Below are 23338 nucleotides of genomic sequence, written 5' to 3'. Positions count from 1 at the left end.
TCTGGACGCTCTGCGTCCACGATGGCATGTACAACGCGGTGCAGGCTCAGCTATCAACGGCCAGCGCGGGACTCGCGGATGTAGAAGCGGGCTTTTTCGGCTTTTTCGGTGCAGCCTTCAAATGCTTCGAACTGTTGCTGGGTCTTGGCACCGGTCAGCAGCGACAGGGCCTTGGAGTAACTGACGGTGCCGGCGAAGCCTTCGGCCTTGGCCAGATCAAGCTCGTGCCAGGCAGCGTCTATCTGGGTGGCGCAGCTGTCTCGATACCCGGTCTTGCCAGCGCAACCTGCAAGAACCAAGACAAGCAATGGCAGACAGATAAAGGCTTTCATGGGGGTGTTACCTCAGGAGTGAATATGGAGTGTGCGGCTTTGACGGTTCGATGCAGTAAAAGTGCCGTGCCACGGGGGTATGGTCGCTTTTTTCATCTAGTGGTCGGCCAGCAGACGATACCCTATTCCAGGCTCGGTGAGGATGAACCTCGGGGCGGTCGGATCGTCTGCCAGTTTCTGACGCAAATGCCCGACCACAATGCGCAGGTAGTGGCTGTGATCGGTGTGGGTAGGCCCCCAGATATCCTTGAGCAACTGCTGCTGGGTAATGACCCGCCCAGGGTGGCGTGCCAACTGCGCCAGCACGTCTTCTTCGCGCTGGATGTTCAGGGAAAAGCTCGGCGGAATGAACAGAAAGTCATAGGACAGAAATGACAGCCCGGCACACGCCAGCGCCGGTCCCATGCTGCTGCGCACCGCAACCAGTAACACCGCTGCGAGAAAGATCAGGGAAATGTTGGGCAGCGCCAGCACGCCCGACACACCCCAGGCGACCAGACTGGCAAGCAGCGTGGCCACAAAGGCCAGGCCGTAATCGAACCACACCACTTCGCGAGCCGGGCGTGCGCGGGGCGGTTGATCGGGTAGCTCTTCACTGTCGTCGAGCACCGAGATTTCCAACCCGTGCCCTTCACGCAGCAAACGTGCGGCAACGCCGCCGCCAAAAACCCGGCGACGCCAGTGCCGACGCGACTGGCCGACCAGCACCACGCTGGCACGCCGTTCGATGGCATGCTGCACCAGTGTTCTGGCAACCTCTCCGGCACGCAATGAAACCGCCTCGCCACCCAGCCGCTCGGCCAGTTGCTGAGCGCTTTGCAGGCGCGCGCGGGACTGCTCGTCGAGGGTTTGCCCGTCGTCCACATGCACGGCGCTCCACGGCAGGTGGCGACGCTGAGCAACCCGACTGGCGTGACGCACCAGGCGCTCGGCATGGGTATCACCGTCGATGCCCACCAGCATCCGCCCACGAACTGCCGGAGCCGACTGGCCCAATTGCCGGTAGCCCTGCGCCAGATCGTTATCGACCTGCGCCGCAGCGGTCTGCATGGCCATTTCGCGCAGCGCAGTGAGATTGGTTTGCGTGAAGAAAGCGTCGATGGCCGCGCGCGCCTGCTCAGGCACGTACACCTTGCCGTCGCGCAGGCGCTCCAGCAGTTCGCGCGGCGGCAGGTCGATCAGCACCAGGTCGAAAGCTTCCTGCAACACCCAGTCCGGCAGCGTTTCGCGCACCTGCACCCCGGTGATACCGCGCACCTGATCATTAAGGCTTTCCAGGTGCTGGACGTTGACCGTGGTGTAGACGTCGATGCCGGCAGCGAGCAGTTCCTGAATGTCCTGCCAACGCTTGGTATGCCGACTGCCGGGCGCATTGGTGTGCGCCAGTTCGTCGACCAGCACCAATGCCGGTGCCGCCTTGAGCAAGGCATCAAGGTCCATTTCTTCGAGGGTCATGCCGCGGTATTCGGTGCGCAGCAAGGGCTGTTGCGGCACGCCATTGAGCAGCGCTTCGGTTTCCGCACGGCCGTGGGTTTCCACCACGCCCGCCACGACCCTGACGCCCTGACGCAACTGCGCATGGGCCGCCTGAAGCATGGCGTAGGTTTTGCCCACGCCCGGCGCGGCGCCGAGAAAAACCTTCAGCCGCCCGCGCCCCTCGCGGGGCAGCTGGGCCAGCAGTGCATCAGCTCGACCGGAATCACTCACCTTGGTTACCACCCCTCTCTAATCATCTACAGCTTAGTGAATCTGCTGCGAACACGGCGCACTTTGTTACAACTGCGCGTTGCGCGGTGCAGACGGTAACTGATTCAGGCTCATATTCAAGGCCAATACGTTGACCACGGGCGGGCCTATCAGCGGACGTTGCGTGTTGGCGTCGATCAGCGCCTGTACTTTCTCCAGCGGCAACTGGCGCGCCGCGGCAACGCGACCGGCCTGCCAGGCAATGGCTTCAGGCGAGAGATGCGGGTCCAGACCGCTGCCGGACGTGGTCAGCAAGGCCAGTGGCACCGGTTCCTGCGAGGCATTGGCCAGTTTCGCAAGGTCCTCTTTCACGCGTGTCACCAGTGCCGGGTTGCTCGGCGCGAAGTTGCTCGCGCCACTGGCTACCGTCGCAAACGCGCCTGCCGAAGGACGCGACTGAAACCACTCATCACCCGTAAACGACTGGGCGATGAGTGCCGAGCCGCGCACTTTGCCAGCCGCGTCGTACACCAGGCTGCCATTGGCCTGCGCCGGAAACGCCACTTGCGCAACCCCGGTGACTACCAGTGGATAGGCCACGCCGGTGATCAGGCTCATCAACACGATCAGGCTCAAGGCCGGACGCAATACATTGGACATCTGCACATCCTCAATCAGGTGAGGCTGCACGCCGACCGGCGTGCAGCAGGCTTCAAACAAGGCCGAGTGCGACCAGCAGCATGTCGATCAACTTGATGCCGAGAAACGGCACAACGATGCCGCCCAGGCCATAGATCAGCAGGTTGCGACGCAACAGATGCGCCGCGCTGGCGGCCTGAACCCGCACGCCACGCAGGGCCAGCGGGATGAGCACAACGATGATCAGCGCGTTGAAGACGATGGCCGAGACAATCGCACTTTGCGGGCTGGCCAGTTGCATGACGTTGAGCACGCCCAGTTGCGGATAAATCGAGGCAAACAGCGCAGGCAGCACGGCGAAGTACTTGGCCACGTCATTGGCAATCGAAAACGTCGTCAGCGCACCGCGTGTGACCAGCAATTCCTTGCCGATCTGCACCACGTCCAGCAACTTGGTAGGGTCGCTGTCGAGGTCAACCATGTTGGCCGCTTCACGCGCGGCCTGGGTGCCATCGTTCATCGCCATACCGACGTCCGCCTGCGCGAGTGCGGGCGCATCGTTGGCACCGTCGCCGCACATCGCCACCAGTCGGCCTTCGCCCTGCTCCTGACGAATTCGCTCCAGCTTTTTCTCTGGCGTGGCTTCGGCCAGCACATCATCGACACCCGCTTCAGCGGCAATGGCTACAGCAGTCAATGGGTTGTCGCCAGTCACCATCACCGTGCGAATCCCCAGCTTGCGCAACTCCTCGAAGCGCTCGCGAATACCCGGCTTGACCACGTCCTTGAGATGAATCGCACCCAACAAACGACCGTTGGCGCAGACCAGCAGCGGCGTGCCGCCGGTCTTGGCAATCTTGTCGACTTCCCGCGCCAGGGCAGGCGGCAGGTCGCTACGCTGCATGTTGATGAAGGCCAGCAGCGAATCCACCGCGCCCTTGCGGTACACATGGCCCTGATAATCCACACCGGACAGACGTGTATCGGCGCTAAACGGTACAGCGGTTACCGAACTCAGGGTGGGCTCGTTCATCGGGTGCAGGTCGCGCAGGAACTCGACGATGGATTTGCCTTCCGCCGTATCGTCGGCCAGCGAGGCCAGCAAGGCGCCCTCGCCCAGCTCCTTCGGGGTCACGCCGGGTGCTGCCTAAACGGCAGCGCAGCGGCGATTGCCGAAGGTGATGGTGCCGGTCTTGTCCAGCAACAGCACATGCACATGCACATCGCCCGCAGCTTCCACGGCGCGACCGGACTTGGCGATCACGTTGAGGCGCACCAGCCGGTCCATGCCGGCAATGCCGATGGCCGACAGCAGGCCGCCAATGGTGGTCGGGATCAGGGTGACCAGGAGTGCTACCAGAAACACCAGCGGCAGGCTGCCCCCGGCAAAGTGGGCGAACGGCTGCAAGGTGATGACCACCAGCAGAAAGATCAGGGTCAGGCCGATCAGCAGAATATCCAGCGCGACTTCGTTAGGGGTCTTCTGCCGCTTGGCACCTTCCACCAGCGCAATCATGCGGTCCAGCGTCGATTCGCCGGGGTTGGTGCTGATGCGTATCAGCAGCCAGTCGGACACCAGCCGGGTGTTACCGGTGACGGCCGAGCGGTCGCCGCCGGATTCACGAATCACCGGCGCGGATTCGCCGGTAATCGCCGCCTCGTTGACCGCCGCGATGCCTTCGATGACTTCGCCGTCGCCAGGGATCATTTCCCCGGCGTCGACACGCACCACATCGCCCTTGCGCAACTCGCTGGCGTTGATGGTGCGCAGGCTGCCATTCTCATCGCGAATGCGCGCCTTGAGCCCCTCGCTGCCGGCCTTGAGGCTGTCGGCGCGTGCCTTGCCCCGTCCTTCGGCCAATGCTTCGGCGAAGTTGGCGAACAACACGGTGAACCACAACCACAGAGCGATCTGCACGCAGACCGAAGTCGGCACCTGCGGGTTGGGGATCACGCACAGCACGGTGGTCAGAATGGCAGTCAGTTCCACCACCAGCATCACCGGCGAACGCTTGAGCTGGCGCGGGTCGAGCTTGACGAACGCCTGCACCAGCGCCGGACGCCACAGGGCAGCGATGCCGGTCTTGGCTGACTCGCTGGCGGCCTGAGGCTCGGCAGTTTTTACAGCATCACGTCTTGAAAAATCAGTAGTGCTCATGATCGGTTCCTCAGAAACCCAGGCTCAGGTGTTCGGCAATCGGCCCCAGTGCCAGGGTCGGCAGGAAGGTCAAACCACCCACCAGCAAAATGGTGACGGTCAGCAGAGTGACAAACAGCAGGCCGTGGGTCGGGAAGCTGTTCTGACCCTGTGGTGCGGTTTTCTTCATGGCCAGGCTGCCAGCCAGTGCCAGCACCGGCAGGATGTAACCAAAGCGGCCAATGAAGATCGCCAGGCTGAGCATCAGGTTGTGGAACACGGTGTTGGCACTGAAACCGCCGAACGCCGAGCCGTTGTTTGCCGTGGCCGAGGTGTAGGCGTACAGCAACTGACTGAAACCGTGCGGGCCGGGGTTGCTGACCGCACCGGCCGGGCCAGGCAGGCTGGCAGCAATCGCGCCCAGCACCAGCACGCCGACCGGCATCACCAGCAGGGTGGCGACCAGCAGCCGGACTTCCTGCGCTTGCAGCTTCTTGCCGAGGTATTCCGGCGTGCGGCCAATCATCAGGCCGGAGAGAAATACCGCAATCAGTACGTTCAGCAGCATGCCGTTGAGGCCCACACCCACGCCGCCGAAAATCACTTCACCGACCATCATGTTGACCAGCGCAACCATGCCGGTCAGAGGGTTGAGGCTGTCGTGCATACCGTTGACCGAACCGTTGGAGGCCGCAGTGGTAGCGACTGACCACAGCACCGTGCCGGTGGTGCCGAAGCGGGTTTCCTTGCCTTCCAGCGGTGCGGTCTGCTCGACACCGGCGATGTTCAGTGCCGGGTTGGGCTGGTACTCGGTCCACAGCGACACCGCGCCGCCGATCAACAGCAGTGCCAGCATGCAGCCAAGAATCGCGCGGCTCTGGCGCATGTCCTTGACGTAGTGGCCAAAGGTGAACACCAGCGCTGCCGGGATCAGCAGGATCGACACCAGTTCGAACAGGTTGCTCCACGCCGTCGGGTTCTCGAACGGGTGCGCCGAGTTGACGCCGAAGAAGCCACCACCGTTGGTGCCCAGCTGCTTGATCGATATCTGGCTGGCCGCAGGGCCCATCGGCAGGCTTTGATCCGCGCCTTGCAGGGTCAGCGCATCAATGTAATGGCCGAAGTTCTGCGGCACGCCCTGCCAGACCAGAAACACGGCCAGCACGATACTGATCGGCAACAGCCCATAGAGCGTGGCGCGGGTCATGTCGGCCCAAAAGTTACCCAGGCTCTGCGACGAGCGACGGCTGATACCGCTACATAGCGCGACCAGCACGGCGAGACCTGTGGCAGCGCTGACGAAGTTCTGCACGGTCAGGCCGACCATCTGGCTCAGGTAGCTGAGCGACGCTTCGCCGCTGTAGGCCTGCCAGTTGGTGTTGGTGACAAAACTCATCGCCGTGTTGAAAGCCAGCGACCATTCCATGCCCGGTAGTTGCTGCGGGTTGAGCGGCAGCGCGCCTTGCAGCATCAGCATCGCGAACAGCACGACAAAGCCTGCCAGGTTGAACGCCAGCAAGGCCCACATGTATTGCTGCCAGGATTGCTCGGTTTTCGGGTCGACGCCGGAAATTCGGTAGCAGGCCCGCTCGACCGGCCCCAGCACCGGGCTCAGCCAGGTGCGCTCGCCTTCCATGACCCGATAATAGAAACGCCCCAACCAAGGCGCGGGTGCCAGCAGCAGGACCAGAAAGGCCAGGATCAACAGATAATCGTAACTGTGCATGATCACTCCTGACTCTGGTCGGCGCGCAACAGCGCCACCAGCAGATAGATGAACAGCCCGACTCCCATCAGCAGCGAGATACCATCCATAACGCTCATTGAAATTTCCCCCATCAGGCAACACCGATACGGCACAGGCCGCGTGGGGAGATTGTCCGCAGGCAGGGTGTAAAGGCGCGAGATCGACAGGCTGGTCGGGGCGTAAAGAAGCTGTAAAAAAGCGCTACAGCCTTGACGGCGCAAGGCCTTCGCGGACCTCCAGCGCTGTCATTTATGTCAGGTTCGCGTTGGGGATTGCGGGGGTATCGTGGTGCGGCGATCTTCAGGAAAAGGACTTCACCATGCTTCGCGACAACGGAAAACCACCCGGCACCACGCCGCCCTCCCACACCACACCCGCCACTGTCCAGTTGACCGTCAAGGAACGACAAGTCCTGGAATGGGTGGCGATCGGCAAATCCGCGTGGGAGATATCCCGTATTCAAGGGTGCACGGAAGCGACCGTGCACTTTCATACCAGCAATATCCGCCGCAAGTTCGGGGTGACGTCATTGAAGGCGGCGCTGGTGATGGCGATCAGGCAGGGGGTTATTTTGGTGGAGTGATGTAAAACGTATTTCAAGCTTTTGAGTTAAGCCGGGCAACAGTAAATCTGTTGTTGCCCGGTTATTCTGGGAAAACGCGTGCCATCAAGAATTCCCATCACCCAGGTAACTGCGCTGCGCTGTGGGAACTCTTATTCCATCTCTCTTTGCCAGAGCATTACCCTGCGCTATCCTTTGTTGTTGAGCAGTGACAGCCTGATCAATATCAAACTCTTTCGCCGAGCGCTTGAACACATCTCTTGCATATGGAGTGATCGCTCGTTGCCCGACATTAGTTTTGGCAAACGTTGAAGCCTCGTACAGGTCCTGAAACGGTTGATAGTTTGCTTGTGCAGCTTTGTATTCGTTGGCGAGCCTTGAAGTATCAAGCCCTTTGGAAACTGCACGATCAAGTTTCGTCTGAACACTTTGCAGTTCCTTGAACGCGACATCCGATTTTACCGCCTTTCTCGCCACATGCTTGTCAATATTTACGACATCCTTAACCGTCACTCTACTTAATCGGGCTGACTCACCGTATCTGGTCTTGAGGAGGCTTTTGGGGATATTCTTGGCCGTCGAACTGAGAGGCGCCGTAAGAAGCCTGATCAACGCCCCCCAAGGACTATGCCCCGACGGATCCACCCTGTTCACCGGGTCCCCCTCGACATACGCATACCCATTCACCCCTCCCTTGCCAAACGGACTCCAGCTATCGGGACTGTTGAAGCGCATCAACACCGGGCTGTAGGCCCGATAACCATTCCCCAGCATTTGCCAGCCGCTATCCGCCTCGGCCAGTTCGCCATTGAACCCCAGTTTACCGAGTGGTGGAGCTTCACCGCTGGCATGGCCGTAGGCCGTATACCTCCTCCGATTGATCCCGTCGCCACCCACCTCGCCCAGCACACTGTCGCTGCCGTCTGTGGCAAGCAGCAGCGTGTGATCACTCTGCTGTTCGGCCAGCAGGTAGTCGTCGCCACGCATGAAGGTGCTCTGGACATGGCTGCCAAGTTGATTGGCCAGCCCTGCGTCGCTATAGAAGCGCAGGTCCCTGTCGTCGCCACGGGTCTCCCCGGTCAGTTGGTCCTGGGGGTCATACTGGTAATGAATGCCGGCCGAGGGCGTGCCTACTTCGATCAGGCGGCCGAGGGGATCGTATTTAAGCGTGCGCCCGGCTTCGTCGGTTTTGAGGTTGCCGTCCAGGTCGTACTCAAGTTTGATTTCAGACGGGTAGTATTTATCGTTAGTGTTCGTCACCCGGCTCAACTGCACCGGGTCGTCACCTTCGTAAAAATACCTGGCATTGTTGCTCTCGACATTGCTGTTGTCGTCGCTGCCGTCATTGAAGCGGGTCGTGACGACCGTCAGGTTGTTCGCGCCATCGAAAGTGAAAACCTGCGCGCGGAGGGTCCTGCCATAGGGGTCCACTGGCCGCTGAGTTCCCGTGCATTGGTATTGACCCAGGCGACCGGACGTATCGTAAAGGTAGGTTTCGTCACGGAGTGTTTCAGTGCCTTGGCGCAGGGTACGCTGGACCATGTTATCCACATCATCATAGACCTGAACCATCTGTTGCTCGACGCCGTCGAGGTCAAATGTACGCTTTACTTCCCGACCCAGATCATCATATTCAAGGCTGATCGCGACGGTTCTCTCGCGGCTGCCGTCGGTCTTGTCGGTGGTGGTGATTTTTGCGAGGCGACCAAAGACAGTGTCGTAGTCGAACGTTGAATAGACCTCACCCAGCGAGGTTTCGTAAAGACGACCGCAGCTGTCATAGCGGTTGACCTGCTCCTGTCCCAGTACGTCGGTGTAAGACAGCAGCAGGCCCAATCGGCTGTAGCTGTAGAACATGTCGTAGGTCTTGCCTGCCGAGGTGCGCTTCTCGCTTTTCAGCGAGCCGGTGCTGTAATACTCGCGATCCAGTATCTCGTCCTGCTCCGAGGAATGAAGCAGACGAGCATTCTGCTTATCGTAACTGTAATCGGCAGCCACACCCGGCTCCGCAGTCCGGACAGGCCCGGACTCTTTCAGCGGATCAACTTCGCAGGTGGTTTCAGGTTCAGGCACAGCTTCGGACTGCACCCTGCGCCACGGCTAATCGCCCACCTGGGGCTTGTATTCGTAGTCGATTTTCCGCTTGCTGGGCAGGGTTATCGTTTTGGGTTGCAGCAGACCGGGGTCGTAAACAAGCGTACGTTTACGACCCCCGGTGACAGAGCTGACCAGACGATCCAGCCCATCGAACTCCTGCTCTCCCAACACAATGCTTTTGCCGTTGTGCTCGATGCCGATACTGACGGGCAAGTCTTCGCTGCTGTAGCCAGCATAGCTGCGACGCACGATGGCCCTGCTTGGCAATGTGGACTCGATCACCCGATCAAAGACGTCGTAAACAGAGGTGGTGCGCCGCTCGCCGCCCGCTTCCCCGACAATTTCCTCGACACGGCGGCCAAGGCCGTCGTAATGGTACTGGCTCAGACTGACCGAGTTTTCAGCCTGATCCTTTCGCTCGCTGCGGGTCGGCTGTTCGAACAGGTTCATCCAGGTCTCGGTGAACTCGCTTTTACCGCCACCGTTGCCTTCGATCCAGCTACGTTGAATCGGGCCCTGCGATTGCGCCGTACCAATAGGGTCGGTCTCTTCGAACGTCTTGACGCCATCCGGCCCGGTGACGCAGCGCTGCTTGCCCCAATCGTCGTATTCGAAGACGCTCTTGAGCGCCAGATCCTGCTGGCCCAGCCAGTCAAACTCGGTCTCACTGACCATAAGCCCCCACGCATCATAAACAGCCTCGTAGGTCTGTCGGGGCTTATCGGCGCGTGCAGGATTATCTGCGTCATCCCGTTCCTCACAGACGACTCGGTTGAGGCCATCGAAGTGGCTGCAGGTTTTTACCCCTTTGACGTCGATGAGCGTCTGCATGGCCTGATCAGTCGCGTTGGCACATAGCTGATACTCGTAACTTCTGGTCGCGTTGTAGGTTTCATCATTTGGTGCCACGGTTTCACTCAGCACACGTCGCAGGCTGTCGTAGACATAACGAATTTCCACGTTGTTGTCGTCGCGATTGAGCAAGGGTTCGCCATCGAGCAGAGAATCCTCCAGCGTAATGACCTTCTTCGCGCCATCGAAGCCGGTTACGGTCTGTACGGTTTGCAGCACTGTCGCGGCATAACGGCTGCTCTCAGGGACGCTTTCGGGAGTGTTCTCGGGAGCACTTTCAGTGGTGTTCTTGAGGAGGCGCACAGGAATGCTGTAGGCGTACGCTGTGCTGGTCACCTTTCCACCCATGATCACTTGCTGCAATTTGAGCCGACCGTGCAGGACTGCATTGTTCGGCTCATCGAAGTATTCGTAGGTCGTGCGTTGCTGTTCCTGCTCACCGTCAGGGGCCTGCATCAGTAACGTCTCGCTTTGCGGTGCAAGCCATTTCTGTAGCTGGCCGCCACCCACTGCTGGCAACGCAAGGTAGCGATAGCGGGTGATCAGGACCGGTGCCTTGCCGTAGCCGGATATCGCCGGGGTGACCTTGCTACTTTTCATCCAGCGGACGAAGCCTTCAGGGTCCTTCGGGCATCCGTCCTCGCCGTCGGCCAGATACCACTCACTGGCCTCGACCACACCGTTGGCCTGAGTCTGAGTGAGCAGATTACCGTGCTTGTCATACGTGCTGCTGACAGTCTCACTGCGCGGCACACTGCCGTCTGACGACAGCCGCCAGGTGGTCTGGACCTCTTTGGGCAGCTGACAGTAGGCAATCTGAGTCGAAAAGGGTTCTCCCGGCTCGATGTAGTAACGAGTGTCCACCTGCATGACGCTAAGGTTCTTGCGCGTGGTTTCTCGAGTGAGCAGGTGAAACTGGTTGAAGGTTCGTTCGATGCTGCGCTCGGCATCAGCCTTGCCCGCGACCTCGACACGCAATGTTTCGGTCGACGAGTACTCGTATAGCTCCGCCCCGCGGTACAGATACAGATTGTCCAGACCATTGTCTTCCCAGGCGATATCCAGCCCTGCGCCCAGAAAATTATGCTCGCGCCCGAAACTGTCCTTGTAAGTGTAATAAACGTCCATTTGCGCCTGCCCCAGGCCGGGCGTCGTGCGATGGCGCGTGACTCTGGGGAGAGGCGCGCGTTCCGCCCTCTCAGGAAACTGATGGCCGCTGTCGGTATAAAAGATCTCTTCCCGGCCGCCAGCGGGTGTTTCCACCGCCGTCATGCATAAATGCTCACGGATCGTGTTGTATACAAAACGCCAGGAGGCAGCATTGTCGGTCGGCAATTCGATACGGTTGACACGGTGATCCGATCCACCCAGCACCATCACGAAGGTCGCATCGGGGCCCTCGCCAGTGGTCATACGCAACTTCACCGACGTTGCGTCGCGGCTGATGCCGAGCAGGAGCTGACCCGAGTCATCCTTGATTTCGCTGAGCATTTGATGCCCGCCGAAAGAAGCGTAATCCAGCGTGATACTGTGACCTTCAGGGGCGAATACGCGCACCGGCAGCGCGACTCTGTTGGTGCCGCTGCCGCGCATTTCGAGCTGCTCCACCAGACCGGACTTGTGCATCACCCGGTAGTGATTATCGTCCTCCTTGTACAAGTGGAAGCTGTCGATTTTCTTTTCCGACATCAGCATCTGGCCGTCGCCGGTGCCATCGACCTTGAATGTCTCGCCGCTGCTCAGCGATACGATCTGCTTACCCGGATCGTACTGCGACAATTGCAGGTTCCAGCCAAGACCAAAGCCGCTGTCCTGACGGTTGAGAGGATTATAGTTGAGTGCCAGTGGCATGCCCGGGCCACGCAATCCGTTGGTTTTGACATCGGGCAGGGTGATCGCCACCGTGTACTGCCCGGTGCGGGGGTCAACGCCGCTCTGTACATAACTGAGAAAGTTGAACGCGTTGGAGTGTACGGAAGTCGATGCTGTCATGTTCCATGAACCTCGAACTTTATGTATTAAGATAACCGCCGCCCACGGGGGCGACGGTTAAACAGGCCTGACAAGTTCAGTTGTACTAACAGCTAATCCGATACATCGACACGCACGCAGGACAACTTGCCTTTTATATTTTCATCACCGTCATACGCCTTGATCACAAGAACGCCGCAACTGACGATGGTGCCGACCGGTTTGCTTCTGAGCTGGTCGATGGATATCCAGGGTGTTGTAAGGGGGTCGATATAAGTCTCGAGCCCAAATACCCAGCCTCCCGAATCATTACAATCTCTGGATTCCAGGTATATCTTCATGGCTGAGCGCACATTATCCAGCTTGATAAAACTCATCTCATCGTTCGTGCACTCATGATCTTCTTTGTTGAGATAAACCGTGTCGTCCTTGGCGGTAAAGGTGCAGTTCTTGCCTCCGCCATCAGCGTTTGCTGCGAGCATGATCAGTCGAACCGCCTGTGCCGGGGGCTTTGGCACAGGGCTGTGGGACGGGACGAGCGTACAGCCTGTCAAACCCGCAAGCACTACACAGGCAAAGGTTTTACTTAGCGCATTCATAATAATAATGACTCCCTGTCGGTGTGTGGCATCAATGCCTCATTCGGGCTTCTATACCGAATAGAGGGTATGCATGAGACGGTTGCGCCTGCCGACGCCGGTGGCCAGAAAACCGATTCGTCGTTTATGGGCATTGCCCTGCTTATCGAGCAACAGGACTGCTATTTCCCCCATCAATTTGTCGCGTGCGAGGTCACCTGCCGGGATATATTCAAGGCCCCGGAGGCGGTGCAGGCTGATGACCAGTTTGCCGGTCTCGAATAAGGACATCTTGACGTCAATGTCCAACGTGTGAACATCCCCCATCACGTCCTGGAGCGCTTCGTCAAAGTTCACCTTGCTTACATCACCGATAACCGCAGGGTCGTCGAAAATAAAACCCGTCCAGCTGAACATTTTTTCTTCTTTCTGCTCGCTCTCCCAGAGAATGATCGACGTATTGATCACGTCACCGTCAGGCTTGGAGGGCAGAAACTTCAGCGTCTCGAAGTTCACCCATTGCTGGGTATCGGGGTTAATGAAAGCCAGCGTCCAGTAATCAGTGGTCTCGAACTGGTAATCGAAATGCACATCCTCCCCAAAGTCCGGAGCCCCACTCAACGGCGGATCAACCGGAGGATCTCCGCCATCCCCATGTGCACGCCGCGGAATGAAGGTGTAATTGCGGGCATCGAACCTGGGCAAGTGTCGCGGGGTGATTTCAACCTTGCTGTTCATCTCTTCAATCATCAAAGAGGTCCACCAATTGGCGTTGTCATCCTGAAATTTCGCGTGGAAGACGCCGATGAAACCCGATGCCGCCCGGCTGTGCAGGAAGAAGTTCTGCGTGATTGTCCGTGACGCATCCAGGCCCGATTCAGCAGCCAAGACGCCGGCCCCGGATAGCTCGAAGCGGTTATATTGACTGCGCACGCGCCACTCTTGGCTATCCCCCTCGGGTATGCCTTCAAGATGGGAGAGTACTGACTCGATACATTGATTGGATTCATCGTATACCAGACGCATGGAGGCCCTTTCGGTGGGACTCAGCTCGTACTCGATGCCGTTGTGCGGCGATATCTGGGTCTTGATCTGCAGCCTGAGTTGCTGATAACCGTTGGGGTACAGATTGCCTGTATTACCGTAAGGCGATGACGAGCCAGGAACCGTGACGATAAACATCGACATTTCTTGCCAACTTTCTTCATCGATGACTTCGGATAATTCGATGACGCTATAGCCGTACGCCATAACCACCCCATTGCTCAGCACTTCACAGCTCACCACGCTACTGGCGACAAGCGCCTCATCGGGCGGCATGAAAAGCCCCTGCCGATCGACAGTGCCTAGCCCACCCACCACTTTCCAGCGCCGCTCAAGCCCGGGCAGCAGTGCGCTGTCATCGTGTAACTGCACCGCTACCTTGGGCCGTGCTCTGGGTACGAAAGACGGCTCGATACGCAGCGTTTGCTGCCCGTTGGCAATAAGCACCGTAGCGATACCACGGTCATTACCCAACGCCTCTATCTGTTGCACCGCCAGTGCTCTTTTTCCGGACCTGGCATCCGGACTGAAGAGCGCGCCCTTGCCGGCCTCACTCAACCTGCCAAGCTCGGGGTCCAGCAACGCCCAGCTCACCGGGCTGCCGTCAAGCGTCGAAGCCGCCAGCGAGACCGTTTGCAGCGCAGCCCCCCCTGGCACTACCGTTACACGTGGCGCCAACTCCATGCTGCGTGATACCACACCCACCAGCGCCGAGACCTTGACGACAGCGCCTGACTCTTCATACGTGGCTGTGATTACCACGCGCAGCGCGTCATGGCCGATCGCCTCAATACCCGCCGCCGTGTAGACGCCGCTGGAAGAGATGCTGCCGCTTCCGGTAGCCAGGTGGCTTTGAATGCTTAATGCACTCCAGCTGGTGGCCGGTACTTCTTCGCCTTGCGGGTTGTGCAGGACAAATCGCTGAGTCTGCCCGGCCTTCAGGGTCGAAAACAGGGGTGTAATGCTGGCCTGTGTCGAACGAAGGCTGCCAAACAACAGCAGGTCATGTGGACGGTATTGCTCAATTGGTTCGAATACGCGTCCACAGGTGAACTTCAGGCAGTCCGCCACTTGCAGACGTTCACGCTCGATCATCGACTGAGTCTCCTGCGAGAGCATCAGCACCGTGCCGTAGATTGGCTGACCATCTGCCCCACGATCATCAGGTATCGGATAAACGAAATCATCTGTCGGCGCAAACACGCCTTCAGCGTCGCCATCCTGCGCGCCCATGAACAGCACAAGCGCGCCATCACCGGTAGTAGTGTCCATACGCGCATCGCTTGAACGCGGCGCAGCGCGGGTAACAAGCCGCAAGCTGGCTGGCGTCTGAACATGATAGCGATTGAGCTGTGCCTGCAGCACAGAGAAAACCCGGCGATGAAGTGCAATCTGCTTAAACTCCTCAGCAAAGAAATCTGCCAGCCGCAGATTGATCACATCATCGAAGCCCCCCAGATTACAGGCAATGTCAACCCCGCCGGCCAGATCGAGCAGCACATGCCCCTCCTCCCCCACGAAGAGGTCAACAGTCATCGCCAGCCTGAAGCCCATGGGCTCGCTGATGATGAAGCTGCCGGACACGGTAGTTACACTCCCCTCCGGCTGATGCAAGCCGCTGTAACGGCCAGACACGATGTTCATCGTGACGAGGACACTGCTGGAGCCCGACGAGTCAGGCAGAAACGACAGGACCGGCACGCCCAGCTCGACCTGTTTCAGACGAATAGTGTCGCCTTGTCGCTCATCCACCACGATGTCGCCGGTGAACAACGGCAAGAAGGCCAGATCCTGATAGCGTTCGATGTATTGTTGCTCTATATGCCGGTTGAGTTCGCTGCGACTGACCGCCGCGACGGCTCCCCAGCCTTGGGTCAAGGTACCTGCACCCGCTCGCTGCACGATACCGCTCAATGAACGGGGCATTGCAGTAGCCGCCGTGCCCCCCGCTGTCCAGGTCAGTGCCTGCAACACACCGGAGGAACCACTCAATGGCAGCGGCAGAATCAAGTGCACGGCCATTGTGCCAAAATACTCGTCTTCAAATTCTGCAAACACGACAACGTAGCGTTCGGGTGCTTTGGCATCACTGCTGTACACACCCGTGGCGTCTATAGAGCCCGGCCCATCAATACTCCAGGTGACTGGAAGGTCACGGCCATTGACGACGACTTTCAGCTCGGCACGCTGATCATTGACGCTGGCAAGCGTTATGAACAGCATCGGAGGGTGGCGAACGACCAGTACCTGAATCGATTGGGTGTGCTGATCGTCGCTGACCGTTATTGTGTCAAGGACATAGGTATTCCCTGGCCCCCCTGCACCGGCGACGTAAAACTTCTCATGCGATGCATCAACGCCGTCCTCAAGCGTCCCGCTTTCTCCGGCTACCGGATCGACCACCGTCCATTTCAGGCTGGTTGCACGCGAACTGCGTGCTGTAAGCGCTACCCGCTGACCGTGATTACACACCTGAATCAACGGGCTGACGCTGACGCTGCTGGTGAGCACCGTCACCACAGCGGTACTGTAATGCCCCGACACCGGGTCCATCGCCTTGATCAGTACACGCTGAAAGCCCTGCTTTGCGGGCAGCGCTGCGGGCGCCGTATACCGACCCTGCTTATCGATTTCTCCCAAACCTTCAGTACCGTCATCCGATGGATCTTCCAGGGTCCAGACGATGCCCGACCGCGCAGGCTGGGTGGTCAATTGCAGCGCTTCTCCCGTAGCGATCAATGCCTGGTGCCCGGCGATACTGAACGTCGACGCACCGGGATCGATGCGTCCGAACACGACCTGGTCATAAGGCAGGCGCTTGAGTACAGGTTGTAACACTTGCTCGTCAGGCAATAGCCAGCCGCCCAGAAAGCGCTCGGCGCCAGTTGCATCCAGGGTTTTGCTCAACCCTTGCAGCAACGCGTGTTTGACGGTGTAGGCCACGAAACCGTTGACCTCCCGGAACTCAGGTTGTCCAGTGTTCCTGGAACGGCGCTGACTTCATGGTCGAACAGGTAAGGTGTATAAAGATGCCCTTCCACTGCCTGACCATCCGACCCACCTTCGGTCAGATGAAACTCATGCCTGAGGCTGATGTTGAAGGTAGCGTTGTGCGATTGCCATTCATCGCTGTCCAGCGCTCTGTAGCGAAAGCCCAGCGTGCAGGGAAATTCCCAGGTCTGCGTGGTCTGGGCGTACTCGAAGTCAATGGTCAGGGGATGCTGGGCGTTGAAGGCCTGAACGCTGAACGGTTCCGATTCAAAGACGAATTCCGCGCTGCGATATTCTCCAGCCGGAACTGCAAACGTGCCGGCCTGAGCGACCATCCGCTGCAGCGGTTTATCGTCCGGAACGCTGAAGCTGAAGTCAGGCTCTTGCAGCATTTGTATCACCGCATGGCCAAAGGCAGCACGGTGCAGTGCGTGAGAGGAAAACACAGCGGTCGCCGAGTACGACTGCTGAGCATCGTTGGGAATCAGGTAACGGAAGTCGGAGTCGCCACCCGGAATCCCGCCCGTCACGCCGTATTCCATGGTCGCGAACAGCAGTAACGCGCCTTTTTTATGGACTGATACAGCATCGGGGCTTTCAAGCTGTGATCGCACATCGATTCTACGTACATTGAGCAATTCGTTGCTCTGCTCGTTGAAAATACCCAGCCTGAACTGCTGCTCATGATTTTCCGGGTTGCTGAACCAATCCTGAAAAAAGTCGCCGATCTTCTCTCGTTCGGTAGAACCGCCCGGAAAATCCAGTGAAAGATTTTTAGCCAGACCAAGGTCCACCACCAGATCCGCGCTTTGACTGCTCAGTTCCAGATCGAAATCCAGGCCTGGCGCGTTCAGTGGGTCGTAGGCTGCGATTCTGTGAATATTGTGTTGCCCTTGAGCGTTCTCTATCACGGTATGCAAACCGGCGATAACTGAAATGCGCCAGGCCAGCAGCGAATGCTCCAGAACGCTGTGCTTGAACGACAAGCCTGGTGGCCCGAGAACGCAGCCCGAGAAAATATGGCAATCATGCGTATCGGGAATCGTGATACTTCCGTCCGGCACCGGACGCGACATTCCCTGAGCCAGACTCTGTTGGTAAACCTGGTCGAGGAGCTCGTTGACCTTGTCGCCATCCAGAGCAATGATCGCGTCCCAGCCTCTGAGACGCGTGGTATTTTTCATCCATGCCAGCAGACTTTCCGCTGAATAACCAGCCATGACATCACCTCCTGTGATGTTGATATATATAAGACCGATGTGCCTTGGGTCAGGACGCCGGGACTTCTTTGCCCTTCATCAATTCCAGCTCCTTGGCGAACCCGCCCACTGGTAGCGGCAATATGATATGCCCCTCCATGACGTCAAAGACTGGATGATCGGCCTCGGCAAAAATAAGCACAAACCGGTCAGTCGACGAGATGTCGGGGGTGTACAAGCCGTCACTGATGCTCCCGCTCCCGGCGCCTACTCTCCATCTGACGCCAGGCAGCGCAACGGCATTGGCAAACGCTTGCAGTTGAACCTGATCAGCACGAATGGTCACAACGTCCATGGGCTTGCCGACCTTCGCAACCTCCAGAACTTCAGAAACCTCCACGGTTTTTACGACTTTCACGGTCAGCAGTGGGGTTTGATGCTTTACCAATACCCACGACGAAACATTCGCCTGCCCGCTGGTCACGACTATCTGATCCAGGACATAGGTTTTGCCGGGCACCTTGTGCGCCGCGACGTAACGGTGATCACCATCAGCCAGTGCACTGCCCTCCAGAACACCGCTTTCGCCGGGAACCGGATCCTTGAGCGACCAGTGCATTTCTTCCGTGCCGAGCGAACCTGCCTCAAGCTCCACAATCTGCCCGGCGTCACACACCTGAATCAACGGATTGACGGTGATCGTGACCAGTGCCGAACTTCGATAGTTCGAGTTCATGTCAGTGGCCGTCACCCGAACACGCGTGAACGCAAGCTCGGTCAAAGAGGCTTCCGGCGCGTAATACCGGCCGGTGCCATTGATGGCACCGAAGTTCTGCGCATCGCCCTGCAGACGTTCGACACTCCAGGTCACATTCGCACCCGGCGGTTGAATGGAGAAGGTGGTGGAACTGTCGACCACCATCAGATGCTCCGCCGGGCTGACGACAAAGTCTGCCCCGGAACTGTTGATGCGGCCGAAGGCGGCTATGTCTCTGGGCGCACGCAATACATCAGGCACAATGGCTTCGTTGAAATTGAGATCGATACTGTCCCGGATGAACGAACTGATCGGCACACGAGTAGCGAGTTTGCGTGCCAGTGCGGCTTTGATGTCGGACTCGAACGGGTCCTTGTTCAACTTCTCAAAATTGCTTTTTACCGCCGCTATTAAAAACAGTAATGAAAAGCTGTTTGCTGGTGGAGGGATCTCCACGAAAGTCAGGCCATCGATGATGGTGTTTATCGTGAGGCTGGGGATCAAAACCAAGTCGTTGTTTTCCTCGGCGAAGGTATAAATGCACCGTACATCGACCGTGACGACCTTGCTCATGACCAGCAGCGCCCCATGGCCAGGCAACGAAAGCACAACGCCGGGGGTTGCTTTGGACTTCCAGGTCAATGCCACCGTGCCATCGGCAATGAGCTCCACAGACAAAGGCATGCTCCCCAACGCATCAAGCCAGGTCTCGGTTTTGTAAACATTTGCCAGGACTGACACGCCATCGATTTGAACCTGGACATCCTGGCTGCTCGACTCGGACGTCTTCAGTCTGCCCGACGTGGCAGTCGCCTTGACCAGTCGGCCGGAGCCATCATGAACAGGTTTGAACACAACGCCTTCAATAACCGAAGCAATGGTCTTGGTCACTTCACCTATGAACAGTGCCGCCTTGAACGTACGCTCCGCACTGAACAACACGGTGGCCGAGTAATCTTTCCCGACATCATCCGGTATCAGGTATTGGTACTCTACCGGGATGTCGCCGCCTTCCTGACTGCCTTCCAGACGAATGAACACCAACACGGCCCCGTCGCCGTAGTTGGCGGCATGCGGGTCGAGAGGTGCAGCGGGATTGGTCTGGGTGCGCAGTTTGAAAGACTGTGGGTGCATCAGATTATTCGTGCCACGCTTGATCACGCCAAGCGTCCATATGCGCTCCTCGTCCGGCAACGCATTGAACAAGGCTTTGAAAAAAGCTCCGCCGAGTGCCCGGTCAGTCCTGTCAGCCGCGAAGGTAAGAATGAAATTGTCACTGTCCTTGAGGTCGAGCCGCAGCCGGCCATCGCTCTCGATATTGCCCGGGACCCTTTCCAGCGCGAGATCCAGTGTCAGCTTCGGACCTTGCAGCGCATCGATATGGATGACCCTGTAGGCTTCCCAATTATCGACGTTATTCTTCATCGTCAATTGGGTTCCGCCCAGGATCGAACAGGTCAATGTTGCATGAGACTGACCGAGGTTATCGTTCGAGAAGGCCAGCCTGGGCGCATCCAGAATAAAATTGTGAATACTTTCTTTAAACCCTTCGCTCAGTCTCACCTCTCCGCTCACAGGCTTTAGATAGGTATCCGACGAAAAACGCGCGACATACTCCTGAAGCAACAGGTTATTCACCTTGCCTCGGGCCATTGCAGCGATGGAGTCCCAACCCCACATAACATTATTGTCGAGGTCTTTCATCCACTCGGTCAGGTGGTTCAGCGTGTTATTGGCCATGGGGTTAAGTCCGTGTATGTGTGGGGTCATGCCAGTGGCTGTTGCGTCCTGCGCCAGCCCGCCGGCCTGTAAAGAATGACCGTCCAGTACGATGAAATTAATAGACGGAAACTGTGTGTAAGTCGCCCCGTCATCAAAGCTGACTTCAACCGTCACGGTGTTGGTCAGAGTTTTTCTCTGCAGACTCTCCAGAAAGTCCCTCGGGATGATCACCGACACCTGCCTGGATTGGTATTCCGCCTCACTGAGCGGTTCGGCTGCGCCGGTACGTAGACCGACCGCTTGTGGCGAACCCGATTGTGACAAGCCAATGGCCTTGATTCGTACCCGTTGCCCGGGTGCCATATAGGGCCAGGATGCGAGGTCCAGACCCGCACCTTCTGACGGCACAAGGTCGAGGTAAAGCAGGGTATCGGTAATGCGTGGTCGCATGATCTGGATAACCGGCCAAACGCCGACAAGGCCTCTGACTTCCAGTTTGAATACCGGCGAAGTGCCTGACTGCGACAGCGAAACGACCTTGTAATACACCTCTACCCACTTGCCCATATTGGCCGGAACCGCCGTGGACGGGATGATGAACAGGCGCGGATCGTCTGGTGAAGGATCAGCGATAAAGCTGCCCGTGCTTGTATTGCCCTCCCAGTGCATCTGTACCGTGGAATCGTCACCGATGAAAGCATCGTCCGGTATGCGAATTTTCACCCAGTTCTGCAGCAACGAGGCATAGATATAGCCCTTTACTCCCCATTCTTCAGCGCTCTCGATCTGGGCGTCGTCGATAACGGGCACAGGAAGATCGAGCGGAAGACTCAGCATGACCTTGCGCGGCAACGAGCTGGCGGCATGGCCTGGTCGCGCGTACTGATACACCAGCTCGATTTCCTTGCCGTTATTGGCGCAAAGCCAGGCATTCGCCAGCGAGAACTGCAGTACGCCACTGTCGAGATTGGATATGTCGGCCCTCAGGGTCTGCACCAGCATATTGCCGCTGGAAACGTAAACCACGACATCGTCATCGATCTGCATGCCGAAAGGATCGATCAGCAGGGTGATGCCGTCAGGAAAGGCTTCCGGATCCAGTGAGCCACCGTTGAAATCCTTGATCCTCAATGGCGGCAATAACGCCGCTGACGGTGCGACGATGGCCAGTGACTGGGTGACTGAATCCGTTATAAATGTGGAATCGGCATACTCGATGCAGTAGCTCATCAGCGCGACGCCATTTTCAATTGACAAAAATTCGCCAGCGGTTATCGACCACCGCAAAGGCTGGCCCACCTCGTTCCCAGTCAATAACCGGGACTCGACCAGAGGGTACAAGGAGCAGCCGTCCTCGAAATAAAGATCCAGTGTGAGGGTCACTCTGTCGCCCTCGCGCATGGCCAGATACGGCGGCGTCACGATCGACACCTGACTGAGGCCCCACAGCAGGTCGGGATCAAGCTTCAGATCGTGAGACTCCTTGCATTGCGGCACCCCCAGCCCGGCAGCCGTTGGTGGACGTTTGCCAACATAGAAAAACAGTCGCCGGGACTCCTCGACGCTACCTTCGACTGTGTACGAGTAAAACCCCCAGCCCTTGTCAAGCCTCATCAGCAACGGGTTATTGATCATCAGCGGCATGCCTTCAGGCTGCAGCCCCCTAACCTCGATAAAATCGCCGACATAGTCGTCCACTGCGCCCTCAGCGCCACAACCTCGCCAGTTGGGCATGAACAGATCGCCGTTCGTGATCCCTGGATAGTCGATCCAGGTGAGCAGGTCGGCGCTGCCCAACTGATCCAGGTCGAGGTAATTCCCGGGCTGCTGCAGGTCGGGCACCTTGGGGGCGGGAAAATCCAGCGCCATGAGTGAGACTCCTTTCTCGTTTCCGCCTGAATGGGTGTATCGCAAGGGTTGCCCCTGCAAATGCGGATAGGACTTTTTTACGCCGGTGCTCACCAGTTGCCCACTAGCACTACTGCTAGGTTGTTGCCCGGATACGGACTGTTAGGGTTAGGCAAGACCTCCAGCCACACGGACGCCTCAGGGAGTTCAGGCTTGGGGGGCGTCAATGACCAGAGCGCAAGGACTGCACAATTGTCAGACACCGCTGCGCTTGTCCCGCATCAATCAGCGAGGTCCGCTCCATGGCTGCTTCTACTTCCGTGCACTCCAACGCGTTCAATTTCATGAGTTGTCTGAAAAGCGGCGTTGACCCGCGCACCGGGCTGTACAACATATCGATCAGCATGCCCGAACTGCAAAGCAATGACCTGCGCGGACCAGGGTTCCGACTCGACCTGTCCTACAGTCAGCTAAATACGCTGGACAGCGGCTATGGCAAGGCCTGGAATCTACAGGTTTCGCAATACAACCCTGCCACTCAGATCCTGTCCCTCAGCACAGGCGAGACCTTCCGGGTCGACGGCACCGGCAGCAACGGCCTACGGACGATGAGCGAGAAAAAAATTGACACCTTCCACTTCTACAAGCGGGACGATACGTCCTACCGGGTGGTGCACAAATCAGGTCTGGTGGAAATCCTCGAGTTGCACATCAGCGGCAATAAAAGAATGGCCTGGGCGGTGAAAATCATCGCGCCGTCCGGGCACAGCATCACGCTCAAGCACAAGCCGTTCAACAGCAGCACCTACAGGCTTGCTTCGATCACTGACGACCTGGGTCAGACGCTGTTGGAAATTGCACGCAGCGACGATTTCGTCGAGCTGAAGCTGCATCCGTATGAAGGCATTGGCGGTGCTCCACTGGCGCGCTTTTTGATGACCCTCGCCGGCATCGACAAACGCGTATCGCGCATCACCCTGCCCACCGAGAATAATGCGTCATGGCGCTTTGAATATACCCCGAAGAACGACCAGCAATTGTGCGTGAAGCATGTAGAGACACCGTCTGGAAGCAGCGAAGATGTTTACTACCAGGATGAAGGCCATGCGTTGAGACTGTCAGAAATTTTGTGTTCGGGCATAACATGTAGCTAGAGGTGCATGTATGCCGACCAAA

8 protein-coding genes and 4 pseudogenes are annotated in these 23338 nt (G+C 58.1%); 2 read left to right on the top strand and 10 right to left on the bottom strand.

Annotated elements, in window-relative coordinates:
- Positions 1–53 precede the first annotated feature (53 nt).
- The 6 genes and pseudogenes from AO277_RS19210 to kdpF all read right to left on the bottom strand — a co-directional run bounded on the left by AO277_RS19210 (position 54) and on the right by kdpF (position 6618).
- Positions 54–332 (bottom strand): hypothetical protein, encoded by a 279-nt coding sequence (locus AO277_RS19210; RefSeq protein WP_002552999.1) that lies wholly within the window; start codon positions 330–332, stop codon positions 54–56.
- 96 nt (positions 333–428) lie between these two features.
- The gene (locus tag AO277_RS19205) at positions 429–2039 is read right to left on the bottom strand and encodes a DUF4118 domain-containing protein (protein WP_080899237.1); all 1611 of its coding nucleotides are present in this window, start codon (positions 2037–2039) and stop codon (positions 429–431) included.
- Between the two features lie 66 nt (positions 2040–2105).
- Entirely contained in the window at positions 2106–2678 is a 573-nt protein-coding gene (gene kdpC / locus AO277_RS19200; protein ID WP_044318648.1) for a potassium-transporting ATPase subunit KdpC, read from the bottom strand.
- Between the two features lie 52 nt (positions 2679–2730).
- Positions 2731–4815: pseudogene (gene kdpB, locus AO277_RS19195) on the bottom strand (potassium-transporting ATPase subunit KdpB).
- Between the two features lie 10 nt (positions 4816–4825).
- A complete protein-coding gene (gene kdpA / locus AO277_RS19190) occupies positions 4826–6520 on the bottom strand; it encodes a potassium-transporting ATPase subunit KdpA (protein WP_044318644.1) in 1695 nt (564 codons plus the stop codon).
- Positions 6521–6522: 2 nt separating this feature from the next.
- Positions 6523–6618, bottom strand: a complete 96-nt coding sequence (gene kdpF, locus AO277_RS19185; RefSeq protein ID WP_003406089.1) for a K(+)-transporting ATPase subunit F — start codon at positions 6616–6618, stop codon at positions 6523–6525.
- Between the two features lie 242 nt (positions 6619–6860).
- On the opposite strand from kdpF, the gene AO277_RS19180 reads away from it, so the two are divergent.
- Positions 6861–7124 (top strand): helix-turn-helix domain-containing protein, encoded by a 264-nt coding sequence (locus tag AO277_RS19180; RefSeq protein WP_004659166.1) that lies wholly within the window; start codon positions 6861–6863, stop codon positions 7122–7124.
- A gap of 84 nt (positions 7125–7208) precedes the next feature.
- Here the strand turns inward: AO277_RS19180 and AO277_RS19175 are convergent.
- From AO277_RS19175 to AO277_RS19160, 4 genes and pseudogenes are all read right to left on the bottom strand, one after another.
- Positions 7209–12044 (bottom strand): annotated as a pseudogene (locus AO277_RS19175) (RHS repeat domain-containing protein).
- 92 nt (positions 12045–12136) lie between these two features.
- Positions 12137–12622: a hypothetical protein gene (locus AO277_RS19170; RefSeq protein ID WP_044318645.1), complete on the bottom strand. Its 486-nt coding sequence runs from the start codon at positions 12620–12622 to the stop codon at positions 12137–12139.
- 51 nt (positions 12623–12673) lie between these two features.
- Positions 12674–17856, bottom strand: a pseudogene (locus AO277_RS19165) (imidazole glycerol phosphate synthase).
- A 49-nt stretch (positions 17857–17905) separates the two neighbouring features.
- A complete protein-coding gene (locus AO277_RS19160; RefSeq protein WP_080899236.1) occupies positions 17906–22183 on the bottom strand; it encodes a hypothetical protein in 4278 nt (1425 codons plus the stop codon).
- 281 nt (positions 22184–22464) lie between these two features.
- On the opposite strand from AO277_RS19160, the pseudogene AO277_RS19155 reads away from it, so the two are divergent.
- A pseudogene (locus tag AO277_RS19155) lies at positions 22465–23271 on the top strand (sugar-binding protein); the annotation flags it as partial.
- Between the last annotated feature and the right edge of the window lie 67 nt (positions 23272–23338).

It is taken from the genome of Pseudomonas amygdali (genome assembly GCF_002699855.1).
Lineage (GTDB): Bacteria > Pseudomonadota > Gammaproteobacteria > Pseudomonadales > Pseudomonadaceae > Aquipseudomonas > Aquipseudomonas amygdali.
The sequence above is the reverse complement of the archived record's forward strand: the minus strand, read 5'-3'. Positions and strand labels throughout refer to the sequence as shown.

Bases quoted from the DNA above. Each gene is read 5' to 3' on its own strand.
- AO277_RS19170 (WP_044318645.1), bottom strand. From the start codon at position 12,622: ATGAATGCGCTAAGTAAAACCTTTGCCTGTGTAGTGCTTGCGGGTTTG.
- AO277_RS19160 (WP_080899236.1), bottom strand. From the start codon at position 22,183: ATGGCGCTGGATTTTCCCGCCCCCAAGGTGCCCGACCTGCAGCAGCCC.
- kdpA (WP_044318644.1), bottom strand. From the start codon at position 6,520: ATGCACAGTTACGATTATCTGTTGATCCTGGCCTTTCTGGTCCTGCTG.
- AO277_RS19180 (WP_004659166.1), top strand. From the start codon at position 6,861: ATGCTTCGCGACAACGGAAAACCACCCGGCACCACGCCGCCCTCCCAC.
- kdpC (WP_044318648.1), bottom strand. From the start codon at position 2,678: ATGTCCAATGTATTGCGTCCGGCCTTGAGCCTGATCGTGTTGATGAGC.
- kdpF (WP_003406089.1), bottom strand. From the start codon at position 6,618: ATGAGCGTTATGGATGGTATCTCGCTGCTGATGGGAGTCGGGCTGTTC.
- AO277_RS19210 (WP_002552999.1), bottom strand. From the start codon at position 332: ATGAAAGCCTTTATCTGTCTGCCATTGCTTGTCTTGGTTCTTGCAGGT.